The organism is Delftia sp. RIT313 (genome assembly GCF_000632165.1).
Lineage (GTDB): Bacteria > Pseudomonadota > Gammaproteobacteria > Burkholderiales > Burkholderiaceae_C > Comamonas > Comamonas acidovorans.
This window is the reverse complement of the sequence record NZ_JFYT01000093.1, coordinates 1-21438: the sequence shown is the minus strand read 5'-3', so window position 1 is coordinate 21438 and position 21438 is coordinate 1. Positions and strand designations below refer to the sequence as shown.

The following is a 21438-nucleotide window of genomic DNA, read 5'->3' as shown; positions in this document are numbered from 1 at the left end:
GGGCTTGCGCAGCGTGAACTGGACGACATCGGTGTTGCCGGTGTCGAAGGCCGCCTCGCAGTAGGCCAGGTAGAAGGTCCAGATGCGCACGAAGCGTTCGTCAAAGCCCTGGGCACGCACGGCCTCCAGGCGCTCCTCGAAGGACTGGCGCCAGCGCCGCAGCGTTTCCGCATAGTCGCGGCCGAAGGCCATGCGGCGCTCCACCACCAGGCCGGCGCGGCGCGCCTCCTGCTCGAAGGCGGGGATGCTGGGCAGCAGGCCGCCCGGGAAGATGTACTGCTGGATGAAGTCGGTGGAGCGCAGATAGCGCGCGAACAGGTCCTCGCGCAGCGTGATGGTCTGTATGCACGCCAGCCCCCCGGGCTTGAGGCAGTCGCGCAGCGTCTGGAAGTAGCCGCGCCAGTATTCGCGGCCCACGGCCTCGAACATCTCGATGGAGACGATGGCATCGAAGGGCTCGCCCGCATGGCGCGCGGGCAGGTCGCGGTAGTCCTGGTAGCGCAGCTCCACCGCGTCGGCCAGGCCCGCCTGCTGCATGCGCTGCTGCCCCCAGACCAGTTGCTCGCGCGACAGGGTCACGCCCGTGACCCGGGCGCCGAACTCCTGCGCCGCCGCCTCGGCCAGCCCGCCCCAGCCGCAACCGATTTCCAGCAGGCGCTGGCCGGGCTGCAGCCGCACCTCGTCCAGCGTGCGCCTGAGCTTGGCCTGCTGGGCTTGCTGGAGGTCCGCGTTGCGCAGCGCTTGGCCCGTGCGGCCCTGGAACCAGGCCGCGCTGTAGCTCATGCCCGGGTCCAGCCACAGGCGGTAGAAATCATTGCCCAGGTCGTAATGGGCATGGATGTTCCTGGCACTGCCGGCCCGCGTATTGCGCTGCAGCAGATGGCGCAGGCGGTAGCCCAGCCGGCCCCACCAGCTGCCATAGACCAGGCTTTGCACATGGTCGCGGTTGGCCATGCACAGCCGCAGCAGGGCGGCCAGGTCGGGGCTGTCCCACTCACCGGCGATATAGCCTTCGGCCAGCCCGATGTCGCCCGATTTGAGCGTGCGCTCCAGCGCCTGCCAGTCGTGCAGCACGCAATGCGCATCGGCAGCCCCCGACGGCGGGCGGGGCAGGTGCAGCAGGCGGCCATCGGGCTGCTCCAGGTCCAGCTGCCCGTGGGGCAGGCGTTCGAGCAGGTTCAGCACCCGGCGCGCCCGTGCAGGCGTGCGGCGCGGCGCTGCCGCGGAGGGGCTCAGCAGGGGGGCGGCGGTAGTGTTCATCGTGTGACGAAGCGCTTGGGCTCGGAGGGTTTGCCATGGAAAGGCACGCGCTTGGCCCAAAGGCGCAGCGCATGCCAGTGGATGCGGGCGACCACGCCCAACGTCATCAGGGGCGTGCCGAAGAAGGCGCGGCGCACGGTGGCGCCGTCGAGCGGGTGCAGCACGCCGCCCACGCTGGTCTGCAGCAGCGGGCCGTCCTCGTCGTGCAGGTCCACGCGCGCCAGGGTGCGGTCTTCGCCGCGCTCGAAGCGGAAGCGGTACTCGCCGCGCACCTCGCAGAACGGCGAGACATGGAATTGCTTGCGCGCCACCTGCTCGCGGCCCCAGTCCAGGTCCGGTCCCGCCAGCAGATAGGCATGGCGCTCGCCAAAGGTGTTGTTGACCTCGGCCAGCACGGCGGCCAGCGAGCCGTCGGCGCGGTGCGCATACCAAAAGCTCACGGGCTTGAACACGTAGCCCAGCACGCGGGGGAAGGTGTGCAGCCAGACCTCGCCATCGGCGTCGGCTATGCCTTCGCTGTGCAGCAGCTGCTCGAACCAGGCCAGTGCGTCGCAGCCGCCTTCGCCATGGTCGCTGTCATGAAAGCTCAACCAGCCCAGCCGGTTGCGCCGCAGCGCGGCGTCCGGCTGCGTGCGCAGGCTGCGCAGCGGCAGCATCAGAAAGTAGCCGGGATAGCGGAAGGCATGCTCGACAGGCCGCAGGCGGCGGTGCCAGACATGGCCGAAGCCGATGAGGGGGCGGGCCGTCATGCGACCCCCTCGAAGGCCGCGCTGGCGGGCAGAACGGGCAAGGCCGGCAGGGCGCGCAGCAGTCCATCGGCCGCGTCCAGGCCAGAGCGCAGGCCGTCTTCGTGAAAGCCGTAGCCGCACCATGCGCCGCAGAACCAGGTCCGGCGCTGGCCCTGCACGCCGGCCACGCGGCCCTGAGCCTCGATGGCCGCCAGGTCGAACACCGGGTGGCTGTACTCGATGCGCGCATGGACCTGGCCTTCATCGATCGGGCGCACCGGGTTCAGCGAGACCATCACGGGCTGCTGCCACGGCAGGGGCTGCAGGCGGTTGAGCAGGTAGTGCAGGCAGACGCCGGCCTGGTCCCGCCCCGGGTCGGCCGCACGTTCGTAGTTCCAGGCGGCCCAGGCCGCCTGCCTGCGCGGCAGCACGCTGGCATCGGTGTGCAGAACGGCCTGGTTGGGCTGGTAGCGGATGGCGCCCAGCACGCTGCGCTCCTGTGGCGTGGCATCGCTGCCGAGCAGGCGCAGGGCCTGGTCGCTGTGGCAGGCCAGCACCACGGCGTCGAACGGCTCCGTGCCGTTCGCCGTCTGCAGCAGCGCGCCGTGCGCCGCGCGGCGCAGGCCCAGCACGGGCGCATTCAGGCGCGCCTCGTGGCGGCCGTCCTTCAGCAGCGCGGCCACCATGCGCCGCACGTACTGGCGCGAGCCGCCGCGCACCGTGTGCCACTGCGGCCGGTCCGTGACCTGGATCAGTCCATGGTTGTGGCAAAAGCGGATCAGCGTGGCCACGGGAAAGCGCAGCATCTGGTCGGTGGGGCAGGACCAGATGCAGCCCATCATGGGCAACAGGTAGTCCTGACGGAAGGCGGCGCCAAAGCCGTGGTCGTCCAGAAAATCGCCGATGGCGCTGCGCAGCCGCGCTTCATCGCCTTCCTGGGCGATGCGCGTGGCCAGGCGGTTGAAGCGCAGGATCTCGGCCAGCATCTTCAGAAAGCGCGGGCGCAGCAGATTGCCCCGCTGCGCGAACACGCCGCCCAGCGAACTGCCGCTCCATTCCAGGCCCGCGCGGCCATCGGCCTCAGGCACCTGCACGGAAAACGACATCTCGGCGGCAGCCGTGGGCACCTGCAGCTGCTCGAACAAGCGCGTCAGCAGCGGATAGGTGCGGTGGTTGAAGACCAGAAAGCCGGTGTCCACGCCCTGGCTCACGCCGCCCAGCGTCAGGTCCACCGTGTTGGCGTGCCCCCCGAAATGGCCGCCCGCCTCCAGCAAGGTCACGGCAGGCCCGCCCGGCGCAGCGGCCAGGCGGCTCGCTGCGGCCAGCCCCGCAATCCCCGAACCGATGACAGCAATGCGATGCATGGAGGCGCCCTTCTTGGTTGAACAGCCCGACTAGACCACAAAGACCAAATCGTGAACTGATGAGTTCAAACTATAAACCAAACATACCCGCTTTGCACTATTTGGTATCAGATATGACCTGCGAGGTCTAAAATATCGCTATGACTAGCCGCTCCTCCATCAAAGAACAGATACAGCGCGTGCGCGAGCAGGCCATCGTGGCGGCCGTCAACCGGCTGCTTGCCACCAAGGGCTACGACGCCATGACGGTGGACGAGGTCGCGGCCGAGGCCGGCATGGCCAAGGCCAGCCTGTACAAGCTGTTCACCTCCAAGGAAGAACTGGCGGGCGCCGCCATGGTGGGCGTGCTGGACCGCGCCCTGGCCTTTGTGGACGGCCTGCGCGACACGGCGGCCCAGGCCGCCGAGGCCGGCACGCCGGTGCGCCCGCTGGACCAGCTCAAGGCCGTGACATGCTGGGCCATGCAGACCCAGCTGGAAGGCGAAATGCCCTCCCTGCCGGCGCAGAACTCCAACCTCAGCGCCTCCCTGCAATCCAACGATGCCTACATGGACCGGCTGATCGCCCTGAGCAACCGCCTGAGCATCTGGATCACCGAGGCCCAGACCAGCGGCCAGCTGCAGCCCGCGCTGCCGGCCGAGCTGGTGCTCTACACGCTGTTCGCGCGGGCCTGCGATCCGGTGGTGGCCCTGCTCAAGGAGTCGGGCCAGTACACGCACGCGCAAATCATCGACTGGGTGACGAGCACCACGTTCGACGGGCTGGCGGCGGCGGATTGACCTAGGCCGCGCAGCGACAGCTGCGATGCGTCGACCCGTCTCCAGCATGGCCGGCAGCCGGTCCCCGCGGGCTCTCTGTTGCGCATCGTGCCGCCTTCGCGACTCCTGCGAAACACAGCCGGGCGCGCCTGTATAGTTGCGGCCTGGCGACCACGGCAACACCCCGCGCCGTGCGGGATTGTCCTGCCAGGTCCTGTCTTTTACTGCGCTGATACCTCGCAATGCAGCCCCCGGCCACAGCCCTGCCCAGCACGACGTTCGCCACCGACCAATTGGCGCAGGCAGACCGCTTCGAGGCGTGGCGCAGCAGCATCTCCGTGCTTTTCGACGTGGCGCCGCTGGAGCGCGGCGCGTCGCCAGGGCGCTTCCATGCCTCGGTGCATGCGGTCCACCTGGGCCAATTGCTGCTGGGCGACCTGCGCTTCGGCGCGCAGCGCTTCTCGCGCGGCCAGGCACGCGCCGCCCACGACGGCCTGGACCACTACCTGGTGCAGTGGTACCGCGCAGGGGGTTTCGTGGGCCAGCATGGCGACGGCAGCGAACTGCGGGTCCGCGCCGGTGACGTGGTCGTCTTCGACATGGCCCGCACCCAGCACACCGTGGCCCAGGACTCCCATGTGCTCTCGCTGATCGTTCCCCGCAGGCTGGGCGAGGCTGCCTGCGGGTCCCCGGGCCCGGGCACCCACGGCACCGTGCTGGCCGCCGACAGCCTGTTCGGCGGCCTGCTGGCAGACCACCTGGGCGCACTGCACCGGCGCCTGCCCTCCATCGGCCCGGCGCAGGCCGATGACGTGGTGCACGCCACCCTGCAAATGCTGGCCGCCTGCCTGCGCCCCAGCCAGCGCACCCTGGCCGAAGCCCGCGCCGAGGTGCATGCCGCCACGCTGGAGCGCATCCAGCGCCATATCGCGCGGAACCTGGGCACGCCGCTCTCGCCCGAGGCACTGTGCCGCTGCTTCGGCATTTCGCGCCACCGCCTCTACCACCTCTTCGAGCCCCTGGGCGGCGTGATGCGCTATGTGCAGCAGCGCCGTCTGCAACGGGCCTTCCACACGCTGTCCAATCCCGCCTACCGGCGCCTGCGCATTGCCGAGGTGGCCGCACGCCTGGGCTTTGCCAGCGAGGCGCACTTCAGCCGCGCCTTCCGCGCCGCGTTCAGCCACACGCCCAGCGATGTGCGGGCCATGGCCGAGGCGGCGCACGCGGCGCGCATGTCACCGTCCGCCGCCAGCACGGCGGCATCGGTGGAATACGCAGACTGGCTTCTCGGGCTCATGGCCTGAGCGCCGGATGCTGGGTCAAGCGGCGGACCAACGCGCGGTCAAGCCTTCGGGCCACCCCTCCCGCAAGATAGCCGCAGGCAGCCGCGCCCGGTTTGCAGCCTGCATGGCGGCCGCGCCCGGCCGTCCCCAATCCACCCGACATCCAACAGCCAAGAACACCATGCCAGAAAAAAACAGAAGGCATCTTTCCATCCATGCGCTGCGTTGGCTGCCCATCTCATGGGTACTGCTTGCCATCCTTCTATCGGCGTCCGGTGCCCATGCGGCCACGATCAGGACACTGCTGTCCACTCTCGATGCGGCCACAGGCAATGTCTGGGCGAACGGCAGCTATCCCAGATACCAGGAATTCAGGACGGGTGAAACCAATGTCATCATCTCCGATGTATCCGTTCGCATTTTTGAAGTATTTGGCGGCGGATTCCCGCGACTGAAACTTTGCGACAGCGCCTCTGCCAACTGCCAACAGCTCGATTACCAGGAAACCATCGGCGATACCTACAGGTTCACAGGTGCCTACCCTGCGTATGCCAACACATCTGTGCGCATCATCTTCGACTGCAATTGCAGTGGCAGCGCCGGATACGGCATCTATCTCGGACCCAAGGTCATTCCCGGGGCATCCTCCAGTGCCTTTGGCTATCTATTCGCGGTCAAGGTGGATGCCATTGCCATGCCGACCGTCAACCAGATTCTTCCCTCTGCCGGCCCGGCCACAGGAAGCACGCCGGTCAGGCTCGATGGCACAGGATTTCTGGACGCCACCGGCGTCCAGTTCGGCGATACGGACGCGCTTCACTTCCAGGTGGATAGCGACACGCAGATCACGGCGACATCACCTGCGCATTCACCGGGTGCCGTGGGCATCAAACTCATGACCGCCGCCAATGGCGCATCCACCAGCGGCAGCTTCACCTATGTGGCAGCCCCTGCCATCACGGCCATCAGCCCCGTGGCCGGCCCCACCGCCGGGGGCAGCCCGGTGACCCTGATCGGCACGGGATTCGCTGCAGCACCGGCCACGGGAGCCGTGCGGTTCGGCGCCGCCGCTGCCGCCTACACGGTGCTCAGCGACACGCAAATCACCGCCATGGCGCCCGCGGGCGCCGCCGGCACCGTCGATGTCACTGTGGCCACCGTCGGCGGCACTTCCGCCGCCAGCGCGGCCGACCGGTACACCTATGTGGCCGTGCCCACCCTCACCGCCATCAGCCCCGCCGCGGGGCCGACGGCCGGCGGCACCGCGGTCACGCTCACCGGCACCGGCTTTTCCGCGGCACCGGCCACCGGCGCCGTGCGGTTCAGCGCCGCCGCTGCCGCCTACACGGTGCTCAGCGACACGCAGATCACCGCCATGGCGCCCGCGGGCGCCGCCGGCACCGTCGATGTCACTGTGGCCACCGTCGGCGGCACTTCCGCCGCCAGCGCGGCCGACCGGTTCACCTATGTGGCCGCGCCCACCCTCACAGCCATCAGCCCCGCCGCGGGGCCAGTGGCCGGCGGCACCGTGGTCACGCTTACCGGCACCGGATTTTCCGCGGCACCGGCCACCGGCGCCGTGCGGTTCGGCGCCGCCGCTGCCGCCTACACGGTGCTCAGCGACACGCAGATCACCGCCATGGCGCCTGCGGGCGCCGCCAGCACCGTCGATGTCACCGTGGCCACCATCGGCGGCACCTCCGCCGCCAGCGCCGGGGACCGTTTCACCTATGCCGAGGCACCGACCGTCGCCTCGCTGGCCCCGACGACGGGCCCGAGCGCGGGAGGCACACAGGTCACCCTCACCGGAATCCACCTGAGCGCCGCCAGCACGGTGAAATTCGGCCATCAATACGCCAGCGGCGTTTCGGTGCTCAGCGATACGCAGCTCACCGCGATTTCACCCCCCGGCAGCGGGACCGTCGATCTGACGGTGACCAGTCCCGGCGGCACTTCTGCGGTCACGGGCTCGGCCCGGTTCAGCTATGCGGGCGCTCCCGCCATCACGGGCCTGTCCACGCAACGCGGCCCAGCCTCGGGAGGCAGTTCGGTGATCCTGTCCGGCAGTGACTTCACGGGAGCAACCGCGGTCCGGTTTGGCGCGGTCCAAGCCACGGGCTTCACGGTGGACAGCGCCACCCAGATCACGGCCACCGCTCCCGCGGGTTCCCCGGGCACCGTGGCGGTTTCGGTAACGACCCCCGAGGGCACCAGCCCCGCAAGCGCGACGGCACAGTTCAGCTACCAGGCGGACTCGGCCTCATTGCAGCTTGCCGCAGGGACCGTGGCGATGCACCTGTCCGGCGCGGACTGCGGCTTCGATGGCATGCCGACGAATGCGGCAGCGCCGTCCAGCGGCGCCCCCCCGGGCTTCGGCTTTCCGTATGGCCAGATCGCCTTCAAGGCCACCGGCTGCACGAACGGCGGAACACTCCGCGTGGCGCTCACGCTGCCCAGGCAGGTGCCCCCGGGCGCCGTGCTCTACAAGCTGGTGGACGGGCAATGGCAGCCATGGGATGCAAGCGTGAACGGCACGAACATCGGGTTTGCGGTCACCGACAACGATGGCACCTCCACCGCACGTGTCACCGGGGACAACGATCCCGCGCCCGGCAGCATCGACGATCCCATCATGATCGCCGTGCCCGCGGCCTCCGCCACGCCGGCCACCGTGCCGGCCACCGGACCTGGTTCACTGGCACTGCTGTCCCTGGCCATTGCAGGCCTGGTGGCAGGCGGCCTTCGACATCGCAAAAGGGGATAGCCCCCGGCGCCCCGGCATTGCACACGCCAGCGGATAGAATGAGAACCAATCGCATTGAGTCATTGATGCCAAGGGGATCCTCCTTGCGATGGTGGGGGTCAGCATGTCATCCGGCGAATTCGCGCTGCACAACGAGGTCCAGTCGCTCTATCGTGACCATCACCGATGGCTGCGCGATTGGCTGCGCAGAAAACTGGGCTGTTCCCACCATGCCGCCGACCTGGCCCACGACACCTTCGTGCGCCTGCTCGGCCGCAAGGAGCGGGCGGACCCGGTGGACCCCCGCGCCTACCTGACCACCATCGCCCACGGCCTGGTGGTGGACTTTCACCGGCGCCGGGCCCTGGAGCGGGCCTATCTGGAATCGCTGGCGGCCCTGCCCGAGCCGCAGGCGCCTTCGCCCGAGGCGCGGGCCATCGTGCTGGAGGCCCTGGTGGCCATCGACGCCATGCTCGACGGCATGAAGCCCGCCGTGCGCCAGGCCTTCATCCTCTCGCAGCTCGAAGGCCTGACCTATGCGCAGATCGCCGCCCGGCTGCAGGTGACCGTGCGCACCGTCAACAACTACATGCTCAAGGCGCTGGAACACTGCTACCTCATCGTGGCAGACGGCGCATGACGGCCTTGCCCTCGAACAGCGACAGCGCCGTGGACGCGGCTGCACACTCGCCCACCCACACCACCATCCCAGCCCAGGCACAGGCCCGCATCCGCCAGGAAGCGATTGCTTGGTACGCGCGCCTGTGCTCCGGCGATGCCACCGACGCCGACCGTGCCGCCTGGAAGCGCTGGCATGAGTCCCACCCCGAGCACCAGCGCGCATGGCAGCATTTCGACGCCCTGCAGTCCATGCTGCAGCGCGTGCCGGGCCATCTGGCCGCCTCCACGCTGCAGGCCAGCCGGCGCAGCCGCCGCCGGGTGCTGCGCGGCATCGGCGCACTGGTGGGCAGCGGGGCCGTGGCGGGCCTGTCATGGCAGCTGGCCGGCGGGCAGGGCGGCGTGCGCTCCTGGCTGGCCGACTACCGCACCGGCACGGGCGAGCGCCGCACCGTCACGCTGGCCGACGGGTCCGAGCTGACGCTGAACACCCGGACCTCGGTGGATGTGTCCATGGACCCCACGCGCCGGCTGCTGGTGCTGCGCGAGGGCGAGATCCTGGTGCAAACCGCCCATTCCCTGGCCGGGCCCGGCGCGGGCGCCAAGGATGGCCGCCCGTTCATGGTGCACACGCCGCAGGGCCGCATCCTGGCGCTGGGCACGCGCTTCACCGTGCGCAGCGAGGGTGGCGAGGGCGGTGACACCGTGGTGAGCGTGCTGCAGGACGCCGTGGAAATCCAGCCCCTGCAGGACCCCAGCCGCAGCCTGCGGCTGCAGGCCGGCCAGCAGGCCAGCTTCAGCCGCAACGGCATGCTGCCCGCCCAGGCCGCCGACCCGGCCCTGGTCAGCTGGGTGGGCGGCAGCCTCATCGTGGACGGCTGGCGGCTGGACGACGTGGTGCGCGAACTCGCACGCTACCGGCCCGGCCGCCTGGCCTGCGACCCGGCCGTGGCCGACCTGCGCGTGTCCGGCGTGTTTCCGCTGGCCGACACGGACAAGGCGCTGGCCGTCATCACGCGCGCCTTCCCGGTGCGCGCGGCCGGCCTGTCGCGCTACTGGCTGACCCTGGTGCCCGTCTAGGGCCAGCCCAGGACCAGCCAGGGTCAGCCATTTCCCCATGCCGCACAAAAAACTTCGCGGCCAATTTTCATCTTTTGCGATCTCGTTCGGCTCCCTTCATGAAAGCCCTTGTCTCACCGCTGTTCATGGCCAGGAAACCCGAATGCAAACGCCCTTCACACCGACACCCGCCCGCGCGGCGCTGACCTGCCTGCTGGCTGCAGCGGTGGCATGTGCGGCCCCCGGCCATGCGGCCGAGCCCCTGGCGCAGACCCGCCAGGCCGCCAGGGCCTATGAGATCGGGGCCGGCCCGCTGGCCTCGGTGCTGGGCCAGTTTGCGGCGGCCGCAGGCGTGGCCCTGTCCTATGACCCGGCCAGCACGCGCCAGCGGCAGTCGGACGGCCTGCGCGGCAGCTATACCGTGGGCGCGGGCTTTGCAGCCATCCTGGCGGGCTCCGGGCTGGAGGCGGTGGAAGGTGGCGCGGGTGAATTCATCGTGCGCAAGGCGGCCATGCCCGCAACGGCCGGCGCTGCAGCGGCCGACGCCACCGAGCTGCCCGCCGTGCGCGTCGTGGCCCGGGCGGCCCCTGCCCCGGTCGATGCCGACGAGCGCTACCAGCCCACGCCCGATGCCTCCAGCCTGCGCACCACGGCGCCCGTGCTGCAGATCCCGCAGGTGGTCAACGTGGTGCCGGCCCAGGTGATCCGCGACCAGCGCCCGCGCAACCTGGACGAGGCGCTGGCCAACGTCAGCGGCGTCACCCAGGGCAACACCCTGGCCAGCACGCAGGACACCATCATGAAGCGCGGCTTCGGCACCAACCGCGACGGCTCCGTCATGCACAACGGCATGCCTCTGGTGCAGGGGCGCGGCATGAACGCCGCCGCCGAGAGCGTGGAAGTGATCAAGGGCCCGTCCTCGCTGCTGTACGGCCTCATGGACCCGGGCGGCGTGATCAACGTGGTCAGCAAGAAGCCGCAGCTGCGCCAGCGCACGGCGCTGTCGCTGCAGGGCTCGGGCTACGCGGGCGGGCGCAACGGCACGGGCGCCACGCTGGACACCACGGGCCCCATCGGGGAGAACGGTCTGGCCTACCGCCTGGTCGTCGACCATGTGGACGAGGACTACTGGCGCAACTTCGGCCAGCACCGCGAGACGCTGGTGGCGCCGTCGCTGGCCTGGTATGGCGACGACACGCAGGCCGTGCTCTGGTACGAATACCGCAAGTACCTGACGCCCTTCGATCGCGGCACGGCGCTGGACCCGGTCACCCGGCGCCCGCTGGACCTTCCCGCCACGCGCCGGCTGGACGAGCCCTTCAACCAGATGACGGGCGAGACCCACCTGGCCCAGCTCTCCGTGGACCACCGCCTGGGCAGCGGCTGGGCCGCCCACCTGAACCTGAGCTACAACCGCGAGATCTACGACGCCAACCAGCTGCGCGTGAACGGCGTGAACACCGCGCGCGGCACCCTGCAGCGCAGCAACGACGCCACGCACGGCGCACTCAGCACCGACAGCTATGGCTCTGCCTATGTGGACGGCAGCGTGCAGCTGGCCGGCCTGCGCCATGACCTGCAGTTCGGCGCCGATGCCGAGTACCGGCTGATCTACCGCTCCGACCTGCTGCGCCAGGCCGTCACCTCCACCTTCAGCTACACCAATCCCGTCTACGGGCTGGAGCAGCCATCGGCCACCGTCTCGGCCAGCGACAGCGACCAGAGGGACCAGCTGCACAACCAGTCGCTGTTCCTGCAGGACGCCATCCACCTGGGCGACCGCTGGGTGCTGACCACCGGCCTGCGCTACCAGACCTGGCGCCAGACCGCCGGCCGGGGCCGCCCGTTCAAGGCCAACACCCAGGCCGACGGCACGGCCTGGCTGCCGCGCGCCGGCCTGGTCTACCAACTGGCAAACGGCCTGTCGCTCTACGGCAACTACTCGCAATCGCTCAGGCCCACCTCCACCATCGCGCCGCTGGCCAGCGGCACCGTGATCGACTCGGGCGTGGCGCCCGAGGAGGCCCGGTCCTGGGAAGCCGGCGCCAAGCTGGACCTGCCAGGGCAGCTCACCGGCACGCTGGCGCTGTTCGACATCCGCAAGAAGAACGTGCTGGTCTCCCAGTTCAACGACGCCACCAAGCTGACCGACTGGCGCACCTCGGGCGCGGCGCGATCGCGCGGGCTGGAGGTGGATGTGGCCGGCGAGCTGGGCCGCCACTGGAGCGCCATCGCGGCCTTTGCCTATGTGGATGCCAAGACCACGCAGGACCCGCTCTACCAGGGCAACCAGCTGTGGAACGTGGCGCGGCAGACGGCCTCGCTGTCGGCCGTGTACGACTTTGGCCAGGTCCTGGGCGGTGTGCTGGACGATGTGCTGGGCGAGGGCCGGCTGCGCGTGGGCGGCGGCCTGCAGTACGTGGGCAGGCGGCCCGGCGACTCGGCCAACTCCTTCTGGCTGCCGGGCTACACCGTGGCCCATGCCTTTGCCACGTATGACACGCGGATCAACGGCTACAGGACGCGCTTTCAGCTCAACGTGAAGAACCTGTTCGACCGCACCTACTACCCGTCGAGCGCCAACACCTACTTCATCTCGATGGGCGACGCGCGCCAGGTGCTGCTGCGCGCCACGGTCGAGTTCTGAGCGGGCGCCAGCCCGGCCCCCGGCCTTTCCTTTTTCTGTGTCTGTCCCGGCCCGCAGCCGCATGCGATGCCGCGCATCACGCATCACCTCCATGAACTTATCTCCGCCGCTTATCGCCTCGCCGAACGCCCCGCCAAACGCTTTTTTCCTCTATTGACTGGTCATTGCGCATGCCTTCCTCCTTCCACACCCTCCCCACCATTGCCGGCATGCCCCGCTCCTGCCTGTGCCTTGCCCTGGCTGCCATCCCCGTGATGGCCTTCTCCCAGGCTGCCGACGCACCGTCCACGCAACTGGAAACCGTGCAGATCCAGGCCGAGAAGCAGCAGAACAACGAAGACAACTTCGTCGCCCGCAAAACCACGGGTGTGCTGCGCTCCGATGCGCCGCTGTTCGAGACCGCGCAGTCCATCAGCGTGGTGACCCAGCGCCAGATCGAGGAAAAACAGGTCAGGTCCGTGGCCGAGGCGCTGGAGAGCGTGGCCGGTGTTGCGTCCGGCTCGTACGGCCGGCGCGGCTGGGATGACTTCATCATCCGCGGCCAGATCTCCAGCGCGCAAACCTATGTGGACGGCCTGCGGGCGCAGACCTCCACCAATGTGCTGCGCTCCGAGGACATCTTCGGCATCGGCTCCATCGAAGTGGTCAAGGGCCCCACCTCGGTGGGCTTCGGCCTGGCCCTGCCGGGAGGCCTGGTCAACCTGACCACCAAGCGCCCGCAGGCCGAGTCGTTCTCGCGCGCCGGCATCAGCGTGGGCAGCTATGGATTGAAGGAGGCCAATTTCGACCTGAACTACTCGCCCGACGCAAGCCACAAGGGCGCCTTCCGCATCGTGGGCCGCGCGTCCGACCAGAACGATCCCACGGACTACGTCTACTTCAAGAACCAGTACCTGGCGGGCTCGTACAACTTCGACCTGGACGGCAGGAACGAGCTGTCCGTCATCGCCAGCTACCAGCACCGCAACTACATCCGCAACCAGGGCATTCCGCAGAACTACGAGAAGTACGGGCGCAATGTCTTCATCGGCGAACCCGACCGCAGCTACGAGGTGGACTCCTACCGCCTGGGCGCCAACTACGCGCACTACTTCGACAACGAATGGGTGTTCCGCCAGAACTTCGCGCTTACCAAGGGCAGCAGCCTGAGCAACTCGGTCTTTGCGGCGGCCAATGCCAAGTTCCCCCTGGTGGCGCGCCAGATCAACTACCAGGACAAGCAGGACGTCAACATCGCCCTGGACAACTACCTGCAGCGCAACTTCAAGTTTGATCGCGTGAACTACGAGCTGACCGCCGGCATCGACATGATGCGAGAGCGCAGCGACTACTACCAGCGCGTGGACAACATCAACCCCTTCAACGCCGACAACCCGGTCTATGGCGTCACCTCCATCAAGGAGGGCAAGCCCTCGCACAACCTGACCTACAGCCAGTACGTGGGCCTGTACCTGCGCAACACCATCAAGATCGACGAGAAATGGATCGTCGGCCTGAATGGTCGCCATGACTGGACGCGCGTGGAAATCCAGGACAGGCTGGCCGGCGGCTCCGTCAGCAACAGCAACACCGCCTTCACGGGCAGTGCCTCGCTGATGTACCAGGCCAGCGAGTTCCTGGCACCCTACGTCAGCTACTCCACCTCCTTCATGCCCGTGACGGATGCCGGCATCAACGGCACGCTGCTCAATCCCGAGGAAGGCAAGCAGACCGAGCTGGGCGTGAAATTCCAGGCCCTTGACCGGCGCGTGCAAGGCTATCTGGCGGTGTATGACCTGCGGCGCAAGAACGTCACCGAGAACGACGCCACCCTGGGCTACGCCGTCCAGACCGGCGAGCAGACCACCAAGGGTTTCGAAGCGGAAATCGCCGCCTCGCTGACGCGGCAATGGAATGTCTCGGCCGCCTACAGCTACATCCCCTCGGCCCGGACCTCCCAAAGCCTGACGGCCAGCGAAATCGGCAAGCGCATCAACCATGTGCCCAAGAACGCGGGCTCCGTCTTCACGCAGTACTACTTCAACCCCGACCGCCTGGGCTGGAACATGGGCGCAGGCCTGCGCATGCAGGGCGCCCGCACGGCGCAGCGCGGCACGGCCTTCGTCAACCTGGCCAAGTACACCCTGCTCGACCTCAACGTGGGCTATGAAGCGAAGTCATGGGGCCTGAGCCTGGCCATCAAGAACCTGCTGGACAAGGACTACGTCCAGGGCACCACGCCGAACGCGCAGCTGCTGAGCTTCGGCAGCCCGCGCACGCTGATGGTGAGTGCCAGGTTCAAGTACTGAGGCTGGCTGGCTCCTTCAAGCATGCGAGCCTTTCAGCGAAGGTGCGCAACCCGGCGGCGCCGATAGGCGGGCGCCGGCTGCGCCCCGGCTTCATGGCCCCTTGCGCAGCGAGATCGGCGTGCCCCAGACCGGGTCGGCCGCGCCCTGGCGGCCCAGCGTGGTGACCTGCATGGGCACCAGGCGTGCCATCAGCTTTTCCTGCTCGGCGTTGAGATTGGCGCGCGTGGCCAGATAGTTGCGCGTGAACTCCATGGGCGGCGGCAGTGTGTGGACGGTGAAGTCTTCCAGCGGGCATTCCACCTTCTCGGCCGCCACCTTGCGGCAGCCTGCCTGGCGGAACTGGTAGCTGGGCGTCTTCAGGTGCGAACGCTGGCTCAGCACCAGTTGGCCGCCCTCCAGCGTGAAGCTGGCCAGCGCCTGCCTGGGCGGCACGCGCACCTGGACCTTGAGTGCGGGAACGTCGCGCGAATCCGTGTCCTGGTAGTAGCCCGCCGCCATGCCCGGCGTGCTGTCGGTGACCATGCGCTCGCCCCAGGCCACGCAATTGCCCGAGGCGCGGTGCACCGTGGTGCAGTACTTCTCGATCCGGCTTTGCGAGTGCGTCGTGCCCTCCTTCCAGTTCATCTCGGTATAGAACTGGCGATAGGTTTCCGGCGACAACGTGGCCGTTCCAAGGGTGCCGCGGCCTGAGCCGGCGGCCCCGGCCTTGGCGCCCAGCTGGTCAAGCTGGGCATTGAGCCGGTAGTCGTCACCCCCCGTCATCAGGTACTTGCCCGGCGGCAGCACATGGACCTCGAAGGCCTTGAACAGATAGGTGGTCTTGGGGTCGCGCTGCAGCGCGTTGTTCTGGAACTTGCGGCCAAACACGATCTCCGGCTTGTCCTCATGGGTCCAGACCACGTTGGGAGTCCACTTCGACATGCCATCGGCGTCGGCCAGCGACTTGTGCGGCGTCAGATCAGCCACCAGCACCACGGCCATGTTGGCCTTCAAGGCTTCGCTGATCACCCACAGCGCCTTTGCCTGCTCCGCTTCCTCCTTCTCAAGCTGCCCGCTGGAAGGCGGCGCGGCACACCCTGACAATCCCAGGGCGAGCACCAGGGTCGGCAAAACGAAGCAGGGGCGCTGCAGTGTCATCGTTGAAATCCTTGGGGGTTGATGCTGGAAAGGCGTCATTTTGCGGGGAGATCTCCGGCGGCCCCTGCCAGGGGCAGGCCCTCGACACGGAAAAGCCGCCCGAAGGCGGCCGGTTCCAGGGAGCGCTGCACCAGCGCTGGCTGCGATCAATCAGCGTTGCTGTGGCTGGCGCAAAGGCTGCCCTTGTTGGCGGACGTTCGCCTTGCACTGCATCTGGCTGTAGTTCCTGTCCGTGATGGGTTGCCCCATCTGCATGGGAACATGGACCGGATGCAGCGGGCCTCTCGTGGGAAGAAGCTGTTTCATGGTTCCATCCTCACGTCAAACGGAACGCCGCCCAGCCCGTCAGCGGGGCTGATTGGGCTGCTGCTGGCCTGGCTGGTTCTGGCCAGGTTGCTTGTGCTGGGGGTTGTCCTGCTGCTGTTGACCCGGGTTTTGCTGGTTCGGGTTCTGCTGCTGCGGGTTGTTTTGCTGCTGCTGTTGCTGGTCGTTTTGCTGAGCCATGGGTATCTCCTTCACATGGTGGTCAAAGAGGCGCGTCAAACGAAGCGCCCGACTGCAGCGCAGATATGCACTGCGCTGGTAACCAGTGTGGGACCAAGCATGCGGCTCAGCCGTAGGACCGGCCAGAGCGTGCGCAGCCCCATGTTGCGACACCGCAGGTAGGCCAGCCGCCGGGTGTCCGACGGACATTTCGCACAGGGGCAACGAAGGACGAGGGCAGGTCAAGACCTGTGCCTTGCCGCCCCCGGCCCTCTGCCTCACTCCACCGTCACGCTCTTGGCCAGATTGCGCGGCTTGTCCACGTCGGTGCCGCGTGCGCAGGCCGTGTGGTAGGCCAGCAGCTGCAGCGGGACCACGTGCAGGATGGGGCTCAGGGCGCCGTAGTTCTCGGGCATGCGGATGACGTGCATGCCTTCGCTGCTTTCGATGTTGGTCTTGGCATCGGCCAGCACGTAGAGCACGCCGCCGCGCGCGCGCACTTCCTGCATGTTGCTCTTGAGCTTTTCCAGCAGCTCGTCGTTGGGCGCGACCGTGACCACGGGCATGGCGCTGTCCACCAGGGCCAGCGGGCCGTGCTTGAGCTCGCCCGCCGGATAGGCCTCGGCGTGGATGTAGCTGATTTCCTTGAGCTTGAGCGCGCCTTCCAGCGCAATCGGGTAGTGGATACCACGGCCCAGGAAGAGCGCGTTCTCGCGCTTGGCGAAGTCCTCGGACCAGCTGATGACCTGGGGCTCCAGCGCCAGCACCGATTGCAGGGCCACGGGCAGGTGGCGCATGGCGGCAAGGTACTGCTGCTCCTTTTCCTCGCTCAGGCGCCCTTGCGACTGGGCCAGGGCCAGGGTAAGCAGGAACAGGCCTGCCAGCTGGGTGGTGAAGGCCTTGGTGGAGGCCACGCCGATCTCCACGCCGGCGCGCGTGATGTAGGCCAGCTCGCATTCGCGCACCATGGCACTGGTGGCCACGTTGCAGACAGTCAGCGTGTGCTTCATGCCCAGGTTCTGGGCATGGCGCAGCGCGGCCAGGGTGTCGGCGGTCTCGCCCGACTGGCTGATGGTGACGACAAGGGTCTTGGGATGGGGAACGCTGGTGCGGTAGCGGTACTCGCTGGCCACTTCCACGCTGCAGGGCAGGCCGGCCAGCGCTTCGATCCAGTACTTGGCCGTGCAGCCGCTGTAGTAGCTGGTGCCGCAGGCCAGGATGAGCACGCGGTCGATTTCCTTGAACACGCGCCAGGCCGAGGCGCCGGCCTTGCCGTCCGAGGCCACGCCGTCGAACAGCTCGGGCACGATGGCCTGCACGCCTTCCAGCGTGTCGGCAATGGCGCGCGGCTGCTCGAAGATTTCCTTTTGCATGTAGTGGCGGTAGGGACCCAGCTCGGCCGCGCCGCTGTGGGCGTGCACGGTGCGCACGGGGCGCTGCTCGGGCGCCAGGCGCTCGCCGCCCTTGCCCACCAGCCAGTAGCGGCCGGGCTGCAGGTCAACGATGTCGCCCTCTTCCAGGTAGACGATCTGGTCGGTCACGCCGGCCAGGGCCATGGCGTCGCTGGCCAGGAAGTGTTCGGAGCCATCCTGGCCCACGCCCAGGATCAGCGGCGAGCCGGCGCGCGAGCCCACCACGCGCTGCGGCTCGTCCTTGTGCATGACGGCGATGGCGAAGGCACCATGCAGCCGCTGCGTGGCGGCCTGCACTGCCTCGAACAGATCACCGCCGTAGAGGCTGTCCACCAGGTGGGCGATGACCTCGGTATCGGTCTGGCTGGCGAAGACATAGCCCTTGGACTGCAGCTCGGCGCGCAGGGCTTCGTAGTTTTCGATGATGCCGTTGTGCACCAGGGCCACGCGGGCCGGCTGGTCGGCATCGGCCACGGGCGAGACGCCGGGGCCGTGGCTGAAATGCGGATGGGCGTTGCGCACGGCCGGCTCGCCATGCGTGGCCCAGCGCGTGTGGGCAATGCCGGTGTGGCCGATGACCTTGTCCTGCTGCACCTGGGCCATGAGTTCGGCCACGCGCGCCGTGGAACGGGCGCGCTGCAGGCCCTGGCTGTGCACGCCCTGGGCGTCCAGCGCCTGCACGGCCACGCCGCAGGAGTCATAGCCGCGATATTCCAGGCGCTGCAGGCCCTGGACGAGGACGGGGACGATATCGCGGAAGGAAACCGCTGCGACGATGCCACACATGGACAAGCTCCTTGTTTCGAGATGACGACGGATGCTACGCAGGTTGAAAAGAAATTTCTCGCCAAATTTCTTTATCTATTGAACTAATATTTCATCAAAACCAGCACAAGAAATATTATTTCAATTCACAGAATTCAATGACACAAAATTCCATAGAACTGGACGCCACCGATCTGCGGTTGCTGCAATTGCTGCAGGTCGATGCCAGCCGCAGCAACCAGGCCCTGGCCGCGCTGCTGCAGCTGTCGCCGCCCACCTGCCTGCGCCGCGTGCGGCGGTTGCAGGAGACCGGGCTGATCGAGCGGCAGGTGGCCATCCTCCAGCCGGAACGCCTGGCCGCCGCCCTGGGCCACGGGCTGCAGGCCATCGTGGAAGTCTCGCTGGACCGCCAGGACAGTGATTCGCTGGACAGCTTCGAGCGCCGCGCCGTGGCGCTGGACGCCGTGCAGCAGTGCTGGCGCGTGTCGGCCGGGCCTGATTTCATCCTCGTGGTGGCCGCGCCCGACATGCCGGCCTACCTGGAGCTGAGCCGCGCGCTATTCACGGGCGACGCCAACGTGCGCAATGTCAAGAGTTTTTTCAGCGTCAAGCGCGCCAAGTTTTCCACCGCCATGCCGCTGCCGTCCACAAATCCCGGAACAGCCGCCGAATGAGGCCAGGAGCCTTGATTTTGTGAGTATTTGTGCTCATCAGGAAGCTACGCTGCATCGGGCCCGCGTAGGACAACAGGCCTGCAATGTGTCCCGAACGCCAACTTTGGGCAACGTTAAACTTTAAGGCGTTGCGCACGCACGGGGACAATGATACAAATTGATGCAACAACACTTTCTGACGCGCTAGGCAATCGGCGCGCACTCGGCTCGCACCGCCATGTCCTTGCGCCAGCGCATCCATCGCCGAACCTACCCCTTGCGCGTCTCCAGCATGGCATTGGGCGGCCTCGTCGTGGGCACGGCCATGACCGAGATGGGCGCCAGCCCGGCGGTCTGGGGCTTTGTGCTGGTGAGCGCCCTGGTCTGGCCGCACATCGCCTTTTTGCACGCCCGCCACAGCCGTGACAGCCACCGCGCCGAACACGCCAATCTGCAGATAGACGCGCTGATCATCGGCAGCTGGATTCCCGTGATGCATTTCTGCGCATTGCCCAGCATTGCGCTGCTGGCCATCAGCATTGCCGACCGCAACCACACGGCCACGCGCGACGGCTGGCTGCAATCGCTGGTGGCCACCTTGCTGGCCGCCGCGCTGGTGGCCCTGCTGCTGCGGCCCGTGCCCGACTGGGAGGCCAGCCTGGCCGTTCAGCTGAGCATGCTGCCCCTGCTCCTGCTGCACAGCGTGTTCTCCAGCTGGTCCACGCGCCAGCTGGTGCGCAAGCTGGCGCGCCAGAACGTGAAGCTGCAGGTGCTCAGCCGCATCGACCCGCTGACCACGCTGTACAGCCGGGACTACTGGTGGCAAAAGGCCCGCGCCGCGCTGCGCGATTACCGGCAGACGCAGGCCTCGGCCTGCCTGCTGATCGTGGACATAGACCACTTCAAGCGCATCAACGACAGCTTTGGCCACACCGTGGGCGACGAGGTGCTGCAGGCCATAGGCCTGACCATCCGGCACTGCCTGCGCTCGCACGACGCGGCGGGCCGCTATGGCGGTGACGAGTTCGCCGTGCTGTGCATGCACACCCAGCTGGACGACGCCTATGCGGTGGCGCTGCGCATACGCAACCAGTTGAGCCAGCTGCGCGTGCGCGAGCATCCCCAGCTGCGCGTGAGCGCCAGCATTGGCGTGGCGGCGGCGGACCCGAGCTTTCTGTCGGTCAAGGACTGGATCAATGCGGCCGACAGCGCGCTCTACAGCGCCAAGGATGCCGGGCGCGACCAGGTGATTCCCGCCGCGCCGCTGATGGCCGGCAGCGCGCCTGCCCGGGCGGGAACAGGCTCGGACACAGACCCCGATACTGGCTCCGACATGGGCCCGGACACCAGGGACTCCCGCCCCACGCACCAGCCCGAGCCGGACGACACGCTGATCTGAGGGCAGGCGCCAGCGGCAGGCGGTCTCAGAGCCCGCGATCGGCGCGCCGCACTTCGCCGCCGGGCCAGTTCAGACAAACGCAGCAGCCGCCCGCGGGCGTGGCGCGGATGGTGGCCTCGCCGCCGTGGCGGCGCATCACGCCGCGCACCAGGGCCAGGCCCGTGCCCAGGCCGGGGAACTCGGATTCGCGGTGCATGCGCTGGAAGATGCCGAACAGCGCTCCCGCACGCGAGGGATCGAACCCCACGCCGTTGTCCGTCACGCTGAGCGTGATGCCGCCGTCGGCATGGCGTTCCACATCGATGGCAATGCGCGGCTGGTCCACGGGCCGGGTGAACTTGACGGCGTTGTCCAGCAGCGCCTCCAGCACCTGGCGCAGCAGGGCCGCGTCGGCACGCACGGCGGGACTTTGCTGCGGCAGGCTCCATTGCAGCCGCGCCGCCGCGCCGCAGGCCGCCCAGCGCGGCTGCGCCAGCACCGCCGTGCGCGCCTGCTCCAGCAGCTCCTGCAAGGCGACGGGCTGCCACTGCATGGGCGTGCGCGCGGCGCGCGACAGGGCCAGCAGGCCGTCGAGCATGCCGCCCATGCGGCGCGCCGACTGGTCCATGGTCTGCAGGAAGCCGCGCGCCTCCTGCAGCTCCTGCGGTGAAGGCGCGGCCTGCGACAGCAGCTCATCGACCAGGGGGCCGAAGGACAGCACATGGCGCAGCGGCGCGCGCAGGTCGTGCGACACCGCATGCAGCCATTCCTGCTGCGCGGCGCGCAGGGCCTGCAGTTCCTGCTCGCGCTGGGCCAGGCGCTCCAGCGCGTCCTGCAGCGTGCGGGGAGGGCCCTGCAGGTC

The 21438-nt window shown here is 68.2% G+C and carries 16 protein-coding genes; 9 read left to right on the top strand and 7 right to left on the bottom strand.

Annotation, left to right across the window (positions count from 1 at the left end; translation table 11 throughout):
• The 3 genes from BW39_RS26605 to BW39_RS26595 all read right to left on the bottom strand — a co-directional run.
• A partial coding sequence (locus BW39_RS26605) for an SAM-dependent methyltransferase (protein WP_043825166.1) occupies positions 1-1260 on the bottom strand: 1260 nt, incomplete at its 3' end.
• Positions 1257-2009, bottom strand: coding sequence for a DUF1365 domain-containing protein (locus BW39_RS26600; protein WP_013800469.1), 753 nt, complete (start codon positions 2007-2009; stop codon positions 1257-1259). The genes BW39_RS26600 and BW39_RS26605, both read right to left, overlap by 4 nt.
• Entirely contained in the window at positions 2006-3352 is a 1347-nt protein-coding gene (locus tag BW39_RS26595; RefSeq protein ID WP_043825165.1) for an NAD(P)/FAD-dependent oxidoreductase, read from the bottom strand. Before BW39_RS26595 ends, BW39_RS26600 begins: the two co-directional genes overlap by 4 nt.
• A gap of 140 nt (positions 3353-3492) precedes the next feature.
• Between BW39_RS26595 and BW39_RS26590 the strand changes: the two genes are divergently transcribed.
• From BW39_RS26590 to BW39_RS26560, 7 genes are all read left to right on the top strand, one after another.
• Positions 3493-4131 (top strand): TetR/AcrR family transcriptional regulator, encoded by a 639-nt coding sequence (locus tag BW39_RS26590; RefSeq protein WP_034397292.1) that lies wholly within the window; start codon positions 3493-3495, stop codon positions 4129-4131.
• A gap of 221 nt (positions 4132-4352) precedes the next feature.
• Positions 4353-5414 (top strand): helix-turn-helix domain-containing protein, encoded by a 1062-nt coding sequence (locus BW39_RS26585; protein WP_043825163.1) that lies wholly within the window; start codon positions 4353-4355, stop codon positions 5412-5414.
• A 673-nt stretch (positions 5415-6087) separates the two neighbouring features.
• Positions 6088-8157, top strand: a complete 2070-nt coding sequence (locus BW39_RS32095; RefSeq protein WP_268749028.1) for an IPT/TIG domain-containing protein — start codon at positions 6088-6090, stop codon at positions 8155-8157.
• Positions 8158-8260: 103 nt separating this feature from the next.
• Complete coding sequence (locus BW39_RS26575) at positions 8261-8776, top strand: sigma-70 family RNA polymerase sigma factor (RefSeq protein WP_012207690.1); 516 nt, start codon at positions 8261-8263, stop codon at positions 8774-8776.
• Positions 8773-9834: a FecR domain-containing protein gene (locus tag BW39_RS26570; protein WP_052155438.1), complete on the top strand. Its 1062-nt coding sequence runs from the start codon at positions 8773-8775 to the stop codon at positions 9832-9834. Before BW39_RS26575 ends, BW39_RS26570 begins: the two co-directional genes overlap by 4 nt.
• 142 nt (positions 9835-9976) lie before the next feature.
• A complete protein-coding gene (locus BW39_RS26565) occupies positions 9977-12460 on the top strand; it encodes a TonB-dependent siderophore receptor (RefSeq protein WP_043825161.1) in 2484 nt (827 codons plus the stop codon).
• Positions 12461-12630: 170 nt separating this feature from the next.
• Positions 12631-14748, top strand: a complete 2118-nt coding sequence (locus BW39_RS26560; protein ID WP_052155437.1) for a TonB-dependent siderophore receptor — start codon at positions 12631-12633, stop codon at positions 14746-14748.
• A 90-nt stretch (positions 14749-14838) separates the two neighbouring features.
• Here the strand turns inward: BW39_RS26560 and BW39_RS26555 are convergent, their stop codons facing one another.
• From BW39_RS26555 to glmS, 3 genes are all read right to left on the bottom strand, one after another.
• Positions 14839-15885, bottom strand: a complete 1047-nt coding sequence (locus BW39_RS26555) for a hypothetical protein (protein WP_043825159.1) — start codon at positions 15883-15885, stop codon at positions 14839-14841.
• Positions 15886-16230: 345 nt separating this feature from the next.
• On the bottom strand, positions 16231-16389 hold the full coding sequence (locus BW39_RS31785; RefSeq protein WP_016448437.1) for a hypothetical protein: 159 nt from the start codon (positions 16387-16389) through the stop codon (positions 16231-16233).
• Between the two features lie 257 nt (positions 16390-16646).
• A complete protein-coding gene (gene glmS, locus BW39_RS26545) occupies positions 16647-18566 on the bottom strand; it encodes a glutamine--fructose-6-phosphate transaminase (isomerizing) (protein WP_043825155.1) in 1920 nt (639 codons plus the stop codon).
• A gap of 137 nt (positions 18567-18703) precedes the next feature.
• Here glmS and BW39_RS26540 point away from each other — a divergent pair, with 137 nt between their 5' ends.
• Positions 18704-19219 (top strand): Lrp/AsnC family transcriptional regulator, encoded by a 516-nt coding sequence (locus tag BW39_RS26540; protein WP_012207697.1) that lies wholly within the window; start codon positions 18704-18706, stop codon positions 19217-19219.
• A 217-nt stretch (positions 19220-19436) separates the two neighbouring features.
• Entirely contained in the window at positions 19437-20597 is a 1161-nt protein-coding gene (locus BW39_RS26535) for a sensor domain-containing diguanylate cyclase (protein ID WP_043825154.1), read from the top strand.
• Positions 20598-20622: 25 nt separating this feature from the next.
• Here the strand turns inward: BW39_RS26535 and BW39_RS26530 are convergent.
• On the bottom strand, positions 20623-21438 hold an 816-nt coding region (locus tag BW39_RS26530), incomplete at its 5' end, for a sensor histidine kinase (RefSeq protein WP_233630779.1).